This is a genomic window from Microbacterium atlanticum, from assembly GCF_015277815.1.
Lineage (GTDB): Bacteria > Actinomycetota > Actinomycetes > Actinomycetales > Microbacteriaceae > Microbacterium > Microbacterium atlanticum.
In genome coordinates, this window is the sequence record NZ_CP063813.1 from 3511492 (window position 1) to 3527161 (window position 15670).

The window sequence follows — 15670 nt, forward strand, 5'->3', positions numbered from 1 at the left end:
ATGACCACCACCGTCGCCTACGACGACATCCCCGGCCTCGCCGGCACCGACCTCGGCTGGACCGAGTGGCTCGAGGTCACGCAGGACCGCGTGAACCTCTTCGCCGACGCCACCGATGACCACCAGTGGATCCACGTCGACCCCGAGCGCGCGGCCGAGGGTCCGTTCGGCGGCCCGATCGCGCACGGCTTCCTGTCGCTCTCGCTCACCGTGAAGTTCTGGTCGGAGCTGTTCGACGCGACCGGGGTCACGACGCGCGTGAACTACGGGCTGGACAAGGTGCGCTTCGTCTCGCCGGTCAAGGTCGGCGCGCGCGTGCGCATGAACGCCGTGATCGACGAGGTCACCGAGGTGCGCGGCGGCTACCAGTTCGCCGTCGACCAGACCATCGAGATCGAGGGCGCCGAGAAGCCCGCCGTCGTGGCCCGCGGCCTGTACCGCTTCTACGCCTGACCGCGGCGACGACCGCCTCCTCGAAGGAGAGGACCGCAAACGATGCACAAGGGGATCGGGTTCTGGCTCGCCAAGCGGCGGCTCAAGGACCCCGCCAAGCAGGCCGTCGTCTTCGGCGACGACGTGCTGACGTACCGCGACCTGGCGGATGCCGCCGACCACGTCGCCGCCGTGCTGTGGCATCGCGGCATCCGCAAGGGTGACGCCGTCGCCTACATCGGCGAGAACAGCCCGCAGTTCCTGGAGGTGATGTTCGGCGCAGCCCAGCTCGGCGCCGTCTTCGTACCGGTGAACACGCGGCTCGCCGCCCCCGAGGTGACGCACGTGCTCGTCGACTCGGGCGCGCGCGCCGTCGTGCTCGACGCCGAGTTCCTCGACCGCGCGATGCCGGGCGTCGAGGCGGGGCGGATCGCCCACGTGATCGTCACCGGCGCGGGAGTGCCCGAGCATCCCGGGCTGAACCGCCTGCTCGCCGAGGCGCCCGGCGGTCACACCGTCGCCGACGTGGAGCTCGCAGACCCGGCGGCCATCGTCTACACGTCGGGCACCACCGGCCGCCCGAAGGGCGCCGTGCTCAGCCACGGCAACCTCACGTGGGTCGCGGTGAACTGCATCGTCGACTACGACGTCGTGTCGACCGACAGGTCGCTCATGATCTCGCCGCTGTTCCACGTCGCCTCGCTCGGCATGGGGGCGCTCCCGGTGATCCTCAAGGGGGCCACGCTCGTGCTCGAGAAGGGCTTCGAGCCGGGACGCGCGCTGTCGCTCATCGAGCGGCACGGCATCACCATGCTCAGCGGCGTGCCGACGACGTATCAGATGATGGCCGACCATTCCGCGTGGGCGTCCACGGACCTCTCCTCACTGCAGAAGCTGACGTGCGGCGGATCGGCGGTGCCGACGCGCATCCTCAACGCGTACGAGGAGCGCGGCCTGTCGTTCTCGCAGGGCTACGGCATGACCGAGACCTCCCCGGGCGCCACCTCGCTGTCGCCCACCAAGACGCGCGAGAAGCAGGGCAGCGTCGGGCTCCCGCACTTCTTCACCGACGTGCGGATCACCGACGAGCGCGGCGACGTCGTTCCGCGGGGAACCGTCGGCGAGATCGAGGTCGCGGGACCCAACGTGTTCCTCGGCTACCACGGGCTGCCCGCCGAGACGGCCGCCGTGTTCACCGACGACGGCTGGTACCGCTCCGGCGACCTCGGCTACCTCGACCCGGAGGGCTACCTCTACATCTCCGATCGCCTCAAGGACATGATCATCTCGGGCGGCGAGAACATCTACCCCGCCGAGGTCGAGAACCTCATCGCCGACATCGAGGGCATCTCGGGCGTCGCGGTGGTCGGCGTCCCCGACGAGCGCTGGGGCGAGGTGCCGTGGGCGGTCGTCACGCTCCGCGAGGGCGCCGAGGTCGACACCGAGACGGTGCGCCGCCACCTCGACGGGCTGCTCGCCCGCTACAAGCTGCCGAAGAACGTCGTGGTGGTCGACGACCTGCCGCGCACGGCATCCGGAAAGGTCCGCAAGGCCGACCTGCGCGCGAGATTCGGCGGCAGCTGACATGACGGCGCACGAGCCGCCCGTCCCCGGGCTCGAGCGGTCGTTCGAGGTCGTGGCCGACCTCGGTCCGCTCGAGGACCACGGGACGACCCGCGCCGGGCATCGCCGCATCATCCCCGTGGTGGGCGGGACCATCGCCGGCGACTTCCGCGGAACGATCCTGCCGGGCGGCGCCGATTGGCAGACCGTCCGCGCCGACGGCTCGATCGAGATCGACGGCCGCTACAGCGCGCGCGGCGACGACGGGTCGCTGCTGTACATCCGCGCGCAGGGCGTGCGCAGCGGCGACCCCGCCGTGCTGGAGGCGCTGCTGCGCGGGGACGACGTCGACCCGGCGGCGTACTACTTCCGCGCCGCCCTGACGCTGGAGAGCGCCACGCGGCCGGAGTTCGAGCGGGCGGTCTACCTCGCGTCCTACATCCGCGAGGCGAGCCGCGTGCGCTACGTCGCCTACCGCGTGACCTGAGGCCAGCCCCCGACAGCGACGGGCCGGCGGGGAGCGCTCTGGTCAGTCGACGAGACCGGCGAAGTCCCGCACGGCGGGGAAGGCGAACTCGCGGTGCCGGCGCGTGAACAGCTCGGCGGAGCGGTCGGCGGGCCAGTCGTCGTCCATGTACTGACGCGGCAGCCGGGGATCCGCGCGCAGCAGCGCGAGCCAGTCGGCCACGAGCAGCGTGCGCGCGGTGACGGGCGGGAGGTCGGATGCCGCATCCTCCCGTTCCCAGTGCGCGATGAACTCCAGATGCGCGTCGCGGATGCGCTCGATGTCCCACGCGACGCGCACCGCATCGGCCATCGGGAACCCGTCGAGCTCCGACGCCGAGAACGCCGTGATGGAGCCCGGCGGCAGGTCGGGGATGATGGCATCCAGCGCGGCGGCGAGATCCCGCGCGCCCGGCGCGATCCACAGCCCGTCGCGCAGCACCGCGAACCCCGACCAGGTCAGGGCCGCCCGCAGGCGGTGCCGCAGGTCACGCAGGTGCTCCGGCACGCTGAAGGTCACCAGCGTCCAGCCCTCGCCCTGCGGCTCGAAGGGCGCCGGGCCGTTCACGCGGCCGGATGCCTCGCGCAGCACCTCGCTGCCGTGCGCGGTCAGCTCGAACCCGATCTCGCGGCCCAGGCGCCGGCGCTCGAGGAGGCCGCTGGCCACCATGCGGTCGAGGTTCGTGCGCACGGCGGAGGCCGCCACGCCCGCGCTCTCGAGCGCGCCGATCAGCACGCTCGCCCGCAGCGGAGCGAAGTAGCGGTCGCACACGAACTCGCCGAAGAACGCCAGCAGCAGCTGCCGCGGCTTGCGCGTGAGGACCGAGCCTTCGAGGGGGAGAACGCTCACGCGGGCTCCGGGCGCACGGCCTCGCCGCGCTTCGCGCGCTGGATCTGCTCGTACACGTGCGTGCGCAGCTCGGTGAAGCGCGGCAGCGCGCGCGTCGTGATCTGGTCGCGCTCGGGCGCGAGGTCGATCGCGAGGTCCTCCTGCACCCAGGTCGGCGACTTCGACAGCACGACGACCCGCTCGCCGAGGTACACCGACTCGTCGATGTCGTGCGTCACGAAGAGGATCGACATCCCGCGCTCGCGGTGGAGCTTGCGCACCAGGTCCTCCAGATCGGCCCGGGTCTGTGCGTCGACGGCGGCGAACGGCTCGTCCATGATGAGCACCTCGGGCTGGTACGCGACGGCGCGGGCGATCGCGACGCGCTGCTGCATGCCGCCCGACAGCTGCCACGGGTAGCTCTTCGAGGCGTGGTCCAGGCCCACCGCGGTGAGGGCATCGTCGATGAGACGGTCGCGGTCTGCGCGCGACAGCTTCTTGTGCTTGAGCGGAAGCTCGACGTTCCCCCGCACCGTGAGCCACGGGTACAGGCTGCGGCCGTACTCCTGGAAGACGAGCGCCATGTTCGGCGGCGGCGACGTCACGCGCTTGCCGTCGAGCTCGACCACGCCCTCGGTGGGCTTCAGCAGGCCGGCGATGCACTTCAGCAGCGTCGTCTTGCCGCACCCGCTCGGGCCGACGATGCACACCAGCTCGCCGGCATCCATCCGGAAGCTGATGTCGCCGATCGCCTCGACGTCGCCCGTCGTCGATTCGTACACCTTGCGCAGGTGCTCGACGTTCAGAAGCGTCTCACGCACGCTCCACCTCCTTGATTCCGTGGTACCAGCGCAGCACGCGCCGCTCGACGAGACCGAAGATGGCCGCGAGCAGGATACCGATGAGACCGAGAAGCAGGATGCCGCTCCACATCTCGGCGATGAGATAGTTCCGCTGGAAGAACACGATCTGGTAGCCGAGGCCCGACGACGAGTAGGCCAGCTCCGAGATCACCATGAGGATCAGCGCGATCGACAGCGACTGCCGCACGCCGGCCATGATGCGCGGGCTCGCTGCGGGGAGCACCAGATAGCGCAGGCGCTCGGTCTGGGTGACGGCGAACGAGCGGGCCGTCTCGGTCATGACCGAGTCCGTGGCCCGCACGCCCTCGATGGTGTTGAGCAGGATCGGCCACACCGAGCCGACGACGATCACCACGATCTTCATCGCGTCGGTGGGCCCCATCAGCACCACGACGATGGGAAGCAGCACGGGCGGGGGGACGGCGCGGAAGAACTCGAGCATCGGCTCGAGCAGTTCGCGCAGCCACCGGTTCAATCCGATCAGCGTGCCGGCGACGATGCCGACGACGATGGAGATCGTGATGCCGATCGCGAGCCGGCCGAGGCTGGGCAGCACGTCGGTGATGAACGCCGGCCCGATCCAGGTGTCGACGAACGCCTCGAGGATCTCGAGCGGCGGCGGGAAGAAGCGCGCCGTGGTGAAGCTGGCCCAGATGCCCCAGATGACCAGGAGCAGGATCGGCAGCCCGATCGCGTAGAGGGTGTTCTCGCCGATCTTGGCCCACACCCGCGGCCGCTTGCGGGGGGTCACGACCGTGCTCGTGTAGAGGGTCACAGCACTTCCTCCCCTCGCACCGACTGATGCCACGCGAGCGAGCGGCGCTCGATCGCCCGGAACACCAGGTTGATGAGGAGGCCCAGGATGCCGGTGACGATCACCAGGGCGTACACGGTCGGCCAGTTGCCGGCGGACTGCGCGAACACGATCTCACGGCCGAGTCCGGGGTTGCCGATGAACATCTCGGCCGTGATCGCGAGGATCAGCGCGACGGCGGCGGCCAGGCGCAGACCCGTCATGAGGTACGGAAGGGCGGTGGGGAAGACGAGGTTCACGACGCGCGAGCCGCGAGACAGTCCGAAGCTGCGCGCCGTGTCGCGGGCGACGGTGTCCACGTCGGCCACGCCGTACAGCACCTGGATGAAGACCTGCCAGAAGCTGGCGTACACGATGATCACGAGCGCCGCCTCGATCCGAAGCCCGAACATCAGGATCGCGAGCGGGATGAGCGCGACCGACGGGATCGGACGGAGGAACTCCACCGTCGTATGGGTCGCCCGGCGCAGGAACGGCACGAGGCCGATGATCGTGCCCAGCACGGTCGCGAGCACGGTCGCGATGACCAGCCCGATGCCCCAGGCGGTCATCGTCCGCCCGACGTTGCGCCAGAACTCGAGGTCGCGCAGCTCCTGCCCGAGGGCGGCGAGGGTGGTCGTGGCGCTGGGGAAGTACCGCGGATCGACCAGGCCCAGCGTGGGCAGCAGCTGCCAGGTCACGAGGAACCCGACGACACCGGCGAACCCGAGCACGACCTTTCGGACGGTGCGCATGCGCCGCGGGCTGCGCCTGCGGGGCGGCGTGGCGACGATCATGGGGGCGTCGGCGACGGCCATCGGCGGCTCCGATCGTTGGGAGGGCGACGTCGGGGTGACGACGCCGGGAAGGATGACGCCGGAAGACGTCGGGAGGGCACGCGGAGGGGGAACGGATGCCGCGCGCCGCGGCATCCGTCACCCTCTCGTCGTGCAACTACTGCTGCTGCAGCAGACGGTCGTAGTCGGGCTCGGCGTCGATGTAGGCGAACTCGACCGCGAGCGCGCCGAGGTCCTCGATGCCGGCGTCGGCGAGGTCCCACGTGAAGGTCGGAAGGACGATGCCCGCGGCGGCCTCCTCGGGGATCTCGAGGTTCGTGGCGATCGCCGCGCGGACGGCCTCCTCGTTCTCGGCCGCCCAGTCGAGGGCCTCGGCCATCGCCTCGGAGTACGCCGTGACGAGCTCGGGGTCCTCATCCAGCATGGCCTGCGTCGTGATGTTGGTGAGCACGGTCAGGCCGGGGATCGTCGCCTGGTAGGGCTGGACCACCGAGACGCCGCCCCCGCCGACGATGATGCCGCGGAACGGGTCGGGCGCCCACGCCGCGTCCATCGTGCCGGCCTCGAGCTGCGCCGGCACATCGGGGAAGGCGACCTCGACGAACTCGATCGTCGAGGGGTCGCCGCCGTCGTCCTGCACGGCCTTGCGGATGGTGAGGTCGCCGGCCGCGCCGATCGTGTTGACAGACACCTTCTTGCCCGCGAGGTCCGCGGGCCGCGTGATGCCGGCGTCGCCGAGCGCCACGACGGCGTTGACGTCGTCGCCCTCGGCGTTGCTGTTGGCGTAGTTGCCGACGATCACGACGCCGAGGTCCTGGAGGTCTGCGCGGATGGGGCCGAACGGCTGGCCGATGGCGAACTGGATGTCGCCGCTCAGCAGGGCCGGGATCGCGTTGGCGCCGCCCTGCGACGGGACGACCTCGATCTCGAGACCGTGCTCCTCGAAGATGCCCTCTTCCATGGCGGCCCAGAGGGCGCCGGTCTCGGCGATGGGAAGGGCGGCGACGCGGACGGTCGTCAGCTCGCCCGAGCCCGCATCGCCGGTGGAGGTGGCGGTGGACTCCGGCTCGGCGGCGGAATCGGTGCAGCCGGCCAGCGCGATCGCGGCGGCGGCGAGCACGCCGATGGTGGCAAGACTCTTCTTCATTGACGGGCCTCTCGTGAACGGTGCGGGTTCACCGGTCGCCGCGGCCTGCCCGACCGGAGTCGGAGTCCCCACCGCGGCGTGCCGGACTGACTTCATCGTCCGCCACCGGCGAGCCATTGTCAATGGTTTCGTGACGCCCGTCACCGTTTTGTTGAACTATCACCCACCGGGCCGCGCAAGACAACGTCCCTATTGCCAATACCTATGACCATAGGTATTCTGGTGACACCGGGGCAGCGACGCCCCGCAGAGGAAAGGACCTCACGCATGACGCACGCGACCCCCGCTTCCCCCCAGGCGGCCGCCCTGGTCGAGGGCTTCTCGCTCGAGATGACCGGCAAGGACATCCCCGGGCTCCAGGAGGCCCGCGAGACCATCCCGCAGGGCACGAAGATCAACGTGACCTTCCTCGGCAACGAGGACCTCGAGATGCGGGTCGCGGCCGCGAAGGCGGTCAAGGACATGGGCTTCGTGCCGGTCCCCCACATCTCGGCCCGGCGCCTGGAGTCGCAGGACCAGCTCGAGGAGTTCCTCGGCCGCCTGCAGGAGGTCGGCGCCACCGAGCACGTCTTCGCGGTGGGCGGCGACCCGGCCGAGCCCGCCGGTCCCTACCCGGACTCCCTCACACTCATCCGCTCGGGCCTGCTGCAGAAGTACGGCGCCACGGAGGTGTCGATCGCGGGGTATCCCGAGGGTCACCCCGACATCTCCAGCGACGTGCTGTGGCGCCACCTCGACGAGAAGGCGCTCGCGCTGGCTCAGCAGGGGCTGGATGCCGTCGTCCTCACGCAGTTCGCCTTCGACACCGAGCCCGTCACGGCGTGGATCAGCGAGGTGCGCGAGCGCGGCATCGAGGCGCAGATCCGGATCGGCACGCCCGGCCCCGCCGGCATCAAGCGCCTCCTCGGCTTCGCCCGGCGCTTCGGGATCGGCGCGAACGCGATGATCGTGAAGAAGTACGGATTCTCGCTGACGAACCTCATGGGAACGGCAGGACCCGACCGCTTCGTCTCCGACATGGCGGAGCTGCTCTCGTCCGACCCGAAGACCGGCGACGTGAAGCTGCACTTCTACACCTTCGGCGGACTCCTGGCGACGTCGCAGTGGGCGCGGGAGTTCGTCGCCGCGCAGTCCTCGGGGGCTCGCCGATGACGGCGCACCTCGAGACGCACCGCGACCACGCCTGCCTGACCGTCCACGGACCCGACAAGCCCGGTCTCGTCGCGGCCGTCACGGCGCTCATCGCGCGCAACCGCGGCAACATCGTGACCCTCGACCAGTACTCCGACAACCCCGAGGGCGGCGAGTTCTTCCAGCGGGTGGTCTTCCACCGACCCGACCTGCAGGCGGCGCTGCCCGAGCTCGAGGCCGACCTCGACAACACGCTCGGCGCGCTCGGGATGGAATGGCGCGTGACCGACCAGTCCATCCCCAAGCGCATGGCGATCCTGGTCTCGACGAGCGACCACTGCCTCCTCGAGCTCTTGTGGCGGCATCGCCGCGGCGAGCTGCCGGTGACGATCCCGATGGTGATCTCGAACCACACCAACACCGCGGAGGACGTCCGCTCGTTCGGCATCCCCTTCTTCCACGTGCCGTCGCAGGGTCCCGACAAGTCGGCCGCCGAGGCCAAGATCGTCGAGCTGCTGAAGGGCAACGTCGACTTCGTCGTGCTGGCCCGCTACATGCAGATCCTCTCCGACTCGTTCCTCGACGCGGTCGGCGTGCCGGTCATCAACATCCACCACTCGTTCCTTCCCGCCTTCATCGGGGCAGCTCCGTACCGCAAGGCGAAGGAGCGCGGCGTGAAGCTGATCGGCGCGACCAGCCACTACGTCACCGAGGACCTGGACGAGGGCCCGATCATCGAGCAGGACGTCGCCCGCGTCACGCACGCGATGACCGCCGCGGATCTGCAGGCACGCGGGGCCTACGTCGAGCGCGCGGTGCTCTCCCGCGCCGTCCAGTGGCACGCCGAGGACCGCGTGATCCGGCACGGCAACCACACGATCGTCTTCACCTAGCCCCGGGTCGCCGCGCCCGCCGAAGCGCGCGGCCGCGGCATCCGTCACCGAAACCCACATCCCCAGAACAGAGAGGTTCATCATGGCGAAGAATCTGCAGGAGCTCATCGACGGGCAGAACCCCGTCGAGATGCTGCGCAACTCGCAGATCGGCTCGTACATCTACCCGGTGGTCCCCGCGGACTTCCAGAACTGGATCAAGGAGCAGAAGGCGTGGCGGGACACCGCCGTGCTCTACGACCAGTCGCACCACATGGACAACGTGTTCCTCAAGGGCTCGGACGCGATCAGGCTGATCTCCGACACGGCGATCAACTCCGTCGCGACCTTCCCCGTGAACCGCGCCAAGCAGTACGTGCCGACGACCGCGTCGGGGCACGTCATCGGCGATGGCATCCTGTTCCACGAGGCCGAGGACGAGTACGTCTACGTGGGCCGCGCGCCCGCCTCGAACTGGCTGCTGTACCACGGTGAGACGGGCGGCTACGCGAACCTCGACGTCACCGTCGACCGCCGCTCGCCCTCGCGCCCCTACGGCGACGCGGTGAGCCGGCGCTACTACCGGTTCCAGATCCAGGGCCCTGCGGCCTGGCAGGTCATCGAGAAGCTCAACGGCGGGCCCCTCGAGCAGCTGAAGTTCTTCGCGATGTCCGAGATGCAGGTGGGCGGCGCGAACGTCCGCACCCTGCGCCACGGCATGGCCGGCGCGCCGGGTCTGGAGATCTGGGGACCGTACGAGGACCACCACCGCGTGCGCGACATCATCGTCGAGGCCGGCCAGGAGTTCGGGCTCGTACCCGTCGGCTCGCGCGCCTACCCGTCGAACACGCTCGAGTCCGGCTGGATCCCGTCGCCGCTGCCGGCGATCTACTCCGGCGAGGAGGAGCGCGGCTACCGCGAGTGGCTCGGCGTCGACAGCTACGAGGCGACCGGCACGCTCGCCGGCTCCTTCGTGTCGCAGAACATCGAGGACTACTACCTGACGCCGTGGGAGCTCGGCTACGGCTCGTTCGTGAAGTTCGACCACGACTTCATCGGCCGCGATGCGCTGGAGAAGATCGACCCGGCCACGCAGCGCCGCAAGGTCACCCTCGCGTGGAACGCCGAGGACGTCACGAAGATCTTCGCGTCGCTCTTCGACACCGAGCAGGAGAGCTACAAGTTCTTCGACCTCCCGCTGGCCAACTACGGGTCGGCCAACTACGACGCGGTGACGGATGCCGGCGGCGAGGTGGTCGGATTCTCGATGTTCACCGGCTACAGCGCGAACGAGAAGCGCGCGCTGTCGCTCGCGACGGTCAACCCCGACGTGCCCGAGGGCGCCGAGGTCACGGTCGTCTGGGGCGAGCCCGACGGCGGCACCAAGAAGGCGTCGGTCGAGCCGCACCGGCAGCTGGAGGTGCGCGCGGTGGTCTCGCCGGTGCCGTATTCGACGGTGGCCCGCCAGACGTACCACGGCGGCTGGCGCACCGGATATCAGGAATCCGCCTGACCGCATCCGACCCGAGGGGGTCCGCCCGCGCCGGGCGGGCCCCCTCGCAGCATTCCGGTGACGGCGGGGCGAGGCATCCGCTCATCGATAGTCTCGGGAAGGAGAGGAGTCGCATGAGTCTGCGCTACGCGCTGCTGGCCATCCTGCGGGTGGGGCCGCTGTCGGGCTACGACCTGCAGAAGCAGTTCCACCAGTCGGTGGGTCACGTGTGGCATGCGCCCGACTCGCAGATCTACCCCGAGCTGCGCAAGATGGAGGAAGCCGGCCTCATCGAGGGCGAGGAGCAGGCCCGCGGCGAGCGCGGCACGCGTCGCATCTATCACGTGACGGATGCCGGAAACCGGGCGTTCCTGGACTGGATGGCCGCACCCCTGGACTACCAGCGGGTGCGCGACCCTGCCCATCTCCGCGCCGCGTACCTGGAGGCGGCGCCGCCCGACGCGGCGCGCGCGTTCCTCGAGCGGCACATCGCACAGTGGGAGGGCGAGCTGGCCCAGTGGGAGGGCGAGCTGGAGCGCATCGACGCGGTCGCGAACCCGATGCTCGTACGACGCCTGGCCGTGACGGCGGATGCCGACCGCGAGCGCACCATCGCCTACAAGCGCTTCGCGTACGAGGGCCTCGTGGAGCGCGCGCAGGGCGAGATCGCGTGGGCCCGCCGCGGGCTGGCCTTGGTGGAGCGCCTCGAGCGCTGACCCCGTCCCAGCCGTCCGGGTCTTGGCGTGCGCGAGGTCTCGCCGCGGGTGTGCCCCGCCTCAGCTGACGCGAATCGCCGCATCCCGCGTGCGGAGGCCGCCATTCGCGCCACCTCAAGGGGCGGGCGGCGACTTGGAGGATCCGTCTCGGGCGGCCCGGGGCGCACGTCGCCGGCCCAGCACGTACCCTGCGGTCGCGCCCAACCCCACGAGGCCGATGATGCCGACAGCGGCGGCCGTCGTCATCAGCGGTGTCATCACGATGAGCGAACCCGGGAAGAAGACGGCACCCGCGAGCGGCTGATAGGCGAACCAGCCGAAGGATGCCGCTTCCGCCGCACTCGACGCGAACAGGACGATCGCGCCGCCGAGCAGCAGCACCCCGGAGATGATCGCGATGACGACAGCTCCCACGGGCACCCTCATCGTTCGAATGTAGACCGCCGCGAGCACGCTGCCCGGGTCAGCGCGCGGCATCCGCTCGCTCAGGACGTACCGGCGTCACCCGCAGGCCTGACCAACGCGGTCTGCAGGCGCCTGATGTGCGCTCCGAGGTCTCCGGAGGAAATGGTCGCCTCGTCCAAGGCGATGCGGCCACTCGCGCCACCTCAACGCGCAGGCACGTCCTTCAAGTGACGCGAACGGATGCCTCGTCCAAGGCGATTCGACCACTCGTGCCACCTCAACCCGAGGGGCGCGCCTTCGGACGACGCGAATGGTCGCCTCCCACGAGGGGAAGCGGCCATCCGCGCCAACCGAACGCCCCGGACGCCCCCGTCAGTGGGCCATCGACGCCAGCGCCTCCGGGTCGATGGTCGCGATCGAGCGGGTGTCCTGGAACGCGCGCACACCTTCGATGCCCTGCTCGCGACCGAAGCCGGACTGCTTCATGCCGCCGAACGGCGCCCGCAGGTCCAGGCGCGTCGCCCCGTGGTCGTTGACCCACACGTAGCCGCACACCAGCTGGGACCCGACGCGCTGCGCCGCCTCGGGCGACCCGGTCCACACCGAGCCGCACAGGCCGCCCCACGTATCGTTGGCAAGGCGCACGGCCTCCGCCTCGTCATCGAACGGGATCACCGGGATGACGGGCCCGAACTGCTCCTGCGTCACGACGCGCAGCTGCGGGTCGGGGTCGACGACGATTGCCGGCCGCACGAAGTTGCCGCCCTCGAGCTCGCCGCCGGGAAGCTCGCCGAACTCGCGGACGTCGGCGCCGGCATCCTTCGCCTCCTGGATGATCTCATCGACGAACGCCTTCTGCGCGGGCTGGTGCAGCGGACCCATCGTCGTGCCCTCGTCGAGGCCGCGCCCGAGCTTGACCTGCTCGAGCCGCGCGGTGAGCCCGGCGACGAGCTCGTCCATGCGCGAGCGGTGCACGAACACCCGCTTCGCGTTCATGCAGATCTGGCCGGTCGTGTCGTAGATCGCCGCGAACAGCCGGTCGAGGTGCGCGTCGTCGAGGATCGCGTCCTCGAGGAACACCGCCGCGTCGTTGCCGCCGAGCTCCAGCGTCACGCGGGTCAGCGTCTTGGACGCCATCTCCATGATCCGCTTGCCGCCGTTCACGCTGCCGGTGAAGCAGACCTTGGCGACGTCGGGGTTCTGGATGAGCCCCGCCATGTCCTGGTCGCGGCCGGTCACGACGTTGAGCACGCCGGGGGGCAGCTTCGCGGCCACCCGCTGCACGACGCGCGTCGTCGCCAGCGGCGCCGAGGGCGGCGGCTTGACGATCGCGGTGTTGCCCGCCAGCAGCGCGTGCGGCAGCGATGCGCCCAGGATCGCGATGGGCCAGTTGAACGGCACGATCACCGTCACCACGCCGAGCGGCTGATACGACACGTCGGTGGACACCGGGATCGCGCCCGGCACCGGCGGCAGCGTCTTGGAGGCGTCCACCTCGTCGGCGAGCATCAGCGCGAGGTTCCAGCGGAGCTCGAACACGAGTGCGTCGATCCACCCCTCCAGGCGGATCTTGCCGTTCTCCTGCGACAGGATCGCCGCGTCGGTGTCGCGGTCGTCCGCGATGCCGGCGATGGCCTCGGCCATCTTGGCGGCGCGCTCCTGCGGCGTGAGCGCGGCCCACGCCGGGTACGCCCGCTTCGCCGCGGCGACGGCATCCGTCACATCCGAGGCGGATGCCGCAGCCGCCTCGCCTACGACCGCCCCCGGTCTGGCGGGGTCGGGGATCGTGAGCACGTCCTCGGTGAAGCGCTCCTCACCCCCGATGTACAGGCCGGTCCGGACCGTCGTGCCGGTCGCCGTCTCGCTCATGAACGCCCACCTCTCTGTGCTGGTTCTCCGCCGCGGGTCCTGCCCGCGCCGCGCTGGGCCGCGCCGGGTCTGCGCGGTTCGACGTCGCTTCCAGCCTGCCCCTCGGCGACCGGCGGATCAAGATTGTCGACGATTTTCGCGCAGATTTCGTATGAAATGCTTCGCAAGGCCGCCGAAGTCGCGAGATAGTGTCAGTGCACGCACAACGGCATCGAGAGGGGATGACGCAGATGACGGATGCCGCGGTGCTCGGCGAGACCGAGACGACCGACCGCCCCGACCTCACGCAGCAGATCCGCGACGCGATCCTCGACGCGCAGTTCGCGCCCCATCAGCGGCTCATCGAAGCCGACCTCAGCGAGCGCTACGGCGCCTCGCGGGCGTCGGTGCGCACGGCGCTGCTGAACCTCGCCGGCGAGGGCCTCGTCGAGCGCCTCCCCAACCGCGGCGCGCGTGTGCGCGCCATCTCGGTGGACGAGGCGATCGAGATCGTCGAGGTGCGCATCGGGCTCGAGACGCTGTGCGCGCGCAAGGCCGCCGAGAACCTCACGCCGGCGGACGCCGCCGCGCTGCGCGACCTGCGCGCCGAGATCGAGCGCGCGATCGCCGCGGGGGACCTCATGTCGTACTCCCGGCTGAACCAGGAGCTCGACCGCCGCATCCGCGACCTCAGCCGCCACGGCACCGCCACCCAGCTGCTCGAGCGGCTGCGGGCGCAGTCCGCACGCCACCAGTTCCGCCTGGCTTTCCACCCCGGCCGCGCGGCGACCTCCGCCCCCGAGCACATCGCCATCATCGACGCGATCCTCGCGAAGGATCCCGACGGCGCCGAGGCCGCCACCCGCGCCCACCTGTCGGGCATCGTCGAGGTGCTGCACGGCATGGAGTGATCCGCCCGGACGCAGCCGCGGTGCTCGAGCGCGACGAGAGGGCGACCGGATGCCTCCGGCCGCCCTCTCTCGTGCCCTCAGGTCACTCGTCCCAGCTCTCGGCCGGGGCGTAGCCCCTGCCGTTGTACTTCTGCACCTGCACGGTGGAGACGGCGGGCTGGCCGTCCTCGGTGGTGTCGACCGTGGAGCCTTCGAGCATCAGCGGTGCCGTGAAGCCCGACACGTCCCGCAGCGCCGCCATGAAGTTCTCGCGGGTCGGCTCGGTCATGTTGCCGAACACCTCCTCGAGCGTCGCGCCGATCTGGTAGGACCAGACGCAGTGCGGGAACGCCGGGACGTCCGGATAGTCGGCGTACTCGTTCAGCTGCTCGAGGAAGGCCGCACCCTCCTCGCTCTCGGCGAACGTCGGGGCGGCCGCCGACTGGGCGAAGGCCACCGTGTAGACGCCGGGGAACGCCGCGGCGCCGCCGGGCTCGAGGATCGCCGTCGGGCTCGAGGTGTTCGACGGCAGGAACCACGACGGGAGCCATCCGAGCTCCTGCGCCTTCTGCAGCGACGAGATCACCAGCGGGGTGATCGACATCGCGTTGAAGAAGACGTCGGCGCCCGATCCGGCCAGCTCGGTCAGCTGCGCGTCGACCGAGGTGTCGGTGGCCTCGTACGTGAGCTCCTTCACGATCTCGATGTTGTCGGCACCCTCGATGGCGGTCTTGAAGCCCTCGACGTACCCCTCGCCGTAGTCGTCGTTCTGCGACAGGATCGCGACCTTGTGCTCTTCGGCCGAGCCGGCCAGCAGCTCGCCGAACGCCTCGCCCTCGTTCTGGTAGATCGGGACGAACCCGAGCTGCCACGGGCTCTCCTCCTGGTTGCTGAAGATCGGGTCGCCGGTCATGATCAGCACCTGCGGCACCTCGTCGGCGATCGCCGCATCCAGCCACGCGCGGTTCGTCGGCGTGCCGAGGCCCGCCGTCATCGCGAACACGCTGCTCTTGAGCTGGTCGTAGTTGGCCTTGGCCTTCTGCGGGTCGTACTCATCGTCCAGCGCCTCGATCTCGACGGTGCGGGTGTTGCCGTCGCCGAACTCCACACCGCCCTCGGCGTTCCTCGCGCCGAAATACGCCGTGATGCCGGCGACGGTGCACGTGCCCGGTCCGGCTGTCGGGCCCGACAGCGGGGTGGTGATGCCCAGCGTGATCGATTCGTCGGTGATGCCGGGGCTCGCGGCGGCGCCGCCGCCCTCGTCCGTGCTGTCGGGCGAGCCGCCGCCGCGCGCGCAGCCGGCGGCGAGGACGGCGACGATGCCGATCCCCGCGACGACCGAGGCGACGCGCATCCTTCTGCGATTGGTGCTCATGGATCCTGCCTCT

General features: G+C 70.3%; 16 protein-coding genes. 8 read left to right on the forward strand and 8 right to left on the reverse strand.

What is annotated here, in order from left to right; translation table 11 throughout:
- Genes IR212_RS16055 through IR212_RS16065 form a run of 3 tightly spaced genes read left to right on the forward strand, consistent with a single transcriptional unit; the run spans position 1 to position 2482 of the window.
- Positions 1–453, forward strand: a complete 453-nt coding sequence (locus IR212_RS16055) for a MaoC family dehydratase (RefSeq protein WP_194396852.1) — start codon at positions 1–3, stop codon at positions 451–453.
- 42 nt (positions 454–495) lie between these two features.
- Positions 496–2016, forward strand: coding sequence for an acyl-CoA synthetase (locus tag IR212_RS16060; protein WP_194396853.1), 1521 nt, complete (start codon positions 496–498; stop codon positions 2014–2016).
- A gap of 1 nt (position 2017) precedes the next feature.
- Complete coding sequence (locus tag IR212_RS16065) at positions 2018–2482, forward strand: DUF3237 family protein (protein ID WP_194396854.1); 465 nt, start codon at positions 2018–2020, stop codon at positions 2480–2482.
- Between the two features lie 42 nt (positions 2483–2524).
- Here IR212_RS16065 and IR212_RS16070 read toward each other — a convergent pair whose 3' ends face one another.
- The 5 genes from IR212_RS16070 to IR212_RS16090 all read right to left on the reverse strand — a co-directional run bounded on the left by IR212_RS16070 (position 2525) and on the right by IR212_RS16090 (position 6928).
- The gene (locus IR212_RS16070; RefSeq protein WP_194396855.1) at positions 2525–3349 is read right to left on the reverse strand and encodes a PaaX family transcriptional regulator; all 825 of its coding nucleotides are present in this window, start codon (positions 3347–3349) and stop codon (positions 2525–2527) included.
- Positions 3346–4149: an ABC transporter ATP-binding protein gene (locus tag IR212_RS16075; protein ID WP_194396856.1), complete on the reverse strand. Its 804-nt coding sequence runs from the start codon at positions 4147–4149 to the stop codon at positions 3346–3348. The genes IR212_RS16070 and IR212_RS16075 overlap by 4 nt, the downstream gene beginning before the upstream one ends.
- Positions 4142–4966 (reverse strand): ABC transporter permease, encoded by an 825-nt coding sequence (locus IR212_RS16080; RefSeq protein ID WP_194396857.1) that lies wholly within the window; start codon positions 4964–4966, stop codon positions 4142–4144. Before IR212_RS16080 ends, IR212_RS16075 begins: the two co-directional genes overlap by 8 nt.
- Positions 4963–5802: an ABC transporter permease gene (locus IR212_RS16085; RefSeq protein WP_194396858.1), complete on the reverse strand. Its 840-nt coding sequence runs from the start codon at positions 5800–5802 to the stop codon at positions 4963–4965. The genes IR212_RS16080 and IR212_RS16085 overlap by 4 nt, the downstream gene beginning before the upstream one ends.
- A gap of 136 nt (positions 5803–5938) precedes the next feature.
- Positions 5939–6928, reverse strand: a complete 990-nt coding sequence (locus IR212_RS16090; protein WP_194396859.1) for an ABC transporter substrate-binding protein — start codon at positions 6926–6928, stop codon at positions 5939–5941.
- Between the two features lie 267 nt (positions 6929–7195).
- Here IR212_RS16090 and IR212_RS16095 point away from each other — a divergent pair, with 267 nt between their 5' ends.
- The 4 genes from IR212_RS16095 to IR212_RS16110 all read left to right on the forward strand — a co-directional run bounded on the left by IR212_RS16095 (position 7196) and on the right by IR212_RS16110 (position 11139).
- The gene (locus IR212_RS16095) at positions 7196–8080 is read left to right on the forward strand and encodes a methylenetetrahydrofolate reductase (RefSeq protein ID WP_194396860.1); all 885 of its coding nucleotides are present in this window, start codon (positions 7196–7198) and stop codon (positions 8078–8080) included.
- Positions 8077–8952, forward strand: coding sequence for a formyltetrahydrofolate deformylase (gene purU, locus IR212_RS16100; RefSeq protein WP_194396861.1), 876 nt, complete (start codon positions 8077–8079; stop codon positions 8950–8952). The genes IR212_RS16095 and purU overlap by 4 nt, the downstream gene beginning before the upstream one ends.
- Positions 8953–9034: 82 nt before the next feature.
- Positions 9035–10444 carry a vanillate/3-O-methylgallate O-demethylase gene (gene ligM, locus IR212_RS16105; RefSeq protein ID WP_194396862.1) on the forward strand — a complete coding sequence of 470 codons (1410 nt, stop codon included), beginning with the start codon at positions 9035–9037 and terminating at the stop codon, positions 10442–10444.
- 113 nt (positions 10445–10557) lie between these two features.
- Entirely contained in the window at positions 10558–11139 is a 582-nt protein-coding gene (locus tag IR212_RS16110; RefSeq protein WP_194396863.1) for a PadR family transcriptional regulator, read from the forward strand.
- Positions 11140–11253: 114 nt separating this feature from the next.
- Here the strand turns inward: IR212_RS16110 and IR212_RS16115 are convergent, their stop codons facing one another.
- Positions 11254–11565, reverse strand: coding sequence for a hypothetical protein (locus tag IR212_RS16115; RefSeq protein WP_194396864.1), 312 nt, complete (start codon positions 11563–11565; stop codon positions 11254–11256).
- 351 nt (positions 11566–11916) lie between these two features.
- Positions 11917–13413, reverse strand: a complete 1497-nt coding sequence (locus IR212_RS16120; protein ID WP_194396865.1) for an aldehyde dehydrogenase family protein — start codon at positions 13411–13413, stop codon at positions 11917–11919.
- Positions 13414–13634: 221 nt separating this feature from the next.
- Here IR212_RS16120 and IR212_RS16125 point away from each other — a divergent pair, with 221 nt between their 5' ends.
- Positions 13635–14303 (forward strand): GntR family transcriptional regulator, encoded by a 669-nt coding sequence (locus IR212_RS16125; RefSeq protein ID WP_228479381.1) that lies wholly within the window; start codon positions 13635–13637, stop codon positions 14301–14303.
- Positions 14304–14385: 82 nt separating this feature from the next.
- On the opposite strand, the gene IR212_RS16130 is transcribed toward IR212_RS16125, so the two are convergent.
- On the reverse strand, positions 14386–15657 hold the full coding sequence (locus IR212_RS16130; RefSeq protein WP_228479382.1) for an ABC transporter substrate-binding protein: 1272 nt from the start codon (positions 15655–15657) through the stop codon (positions 14386–14388).
- Positions 15658–15670 lie beyond the last annotated feature (13 nt).

Coding starts and splice junctions, on each gene's coding strand:
- IR212_RS16055 (WP_194396852.1), top strand. CDS start 1: ATGACCACCACCGTCGCCTACGACGACATCCCCGGCCTCGCCGGCACC.
- IR212_RS16060 (WP_194396853.1), top strand. CDS start 496: ATGCACAAGGGGATCGGGTTCTGGCTCGCCAAGCGGCGGCTCAAGGAC.
- IR212_RS16065 (WP_194396854.1), top strand. CDS start 2,018: ATGACGGCGCACGAGCCGCCCGTCCCCGGGCTCGAGCGGTCGTTCGAG.
- IR212_RS16085 (WP_194396858.1), bottom strand. CDS start 5,802: ATGGCCGTCGCCGACGCCCCCATGATCGTCGCCACGCCGCCCCGCAGG.
- IR212_RS16090 (WP_194396859.1), bottom strand. CDS start 6,928: ATGAAGAAGAGTCTTGCCACCATCGGCGTGCTCGCCGCCGCCGCGATC.
- IR212_RS16095 (WP_194396860.1), top strand. CDS start 7,196: ATGACGCACGCGACCCCCGCTTCCCCCCAGGCGGCCGCCCTGGTCGAG.
- purU (WP_194396861.1), top strand. CDS start 8,077: ATGACGGCGCACCTCGAGACGCACCGCGACCACGCCTGCCTGACCGTC.
- ligM (WP_194396862.1), top strand. CDS start 9,035: ATGGCGAAGAATCTGCAGGAGCTCATCGACGGGCAGAACCCCGTCGAG.
- IR212_RS16110 (WP_194396863.1), top strand. CDS start 10,558: ATGAGTCTGCGCTACGCGCTGCTGGCCATCCTGCGGGTGGGGCCGCTG.
- IR212_RS16115 (WP_194396864.1), bottom strand. CDS start 11,565: ATGAGGGTGCCCGTGGGAGCTGTCGTCATCGCGATCATCTCCGGGGTG.
- IR212_RS16120 (WP_194396865.1), bottom strand. CDS start 13,413: ATGAGCGAGACGGCGACCGGCACGACGGTCCGGACCGGCCTGTACATC.
- IR212_RS16125 (WP_228479381.1), top strand. CDS start 13,635: ATGACGCAGATGACGGATGCCGCGGTGCTCGGCGAGACCGAGACGACC.
- IR212_RS16130 (WP_228479382.1), bottom strand. CDS start 15,657: ATGAGCACCAATCGCAGAAGGATGCGCGTCGCCTCGGTCGTCGCGGGG.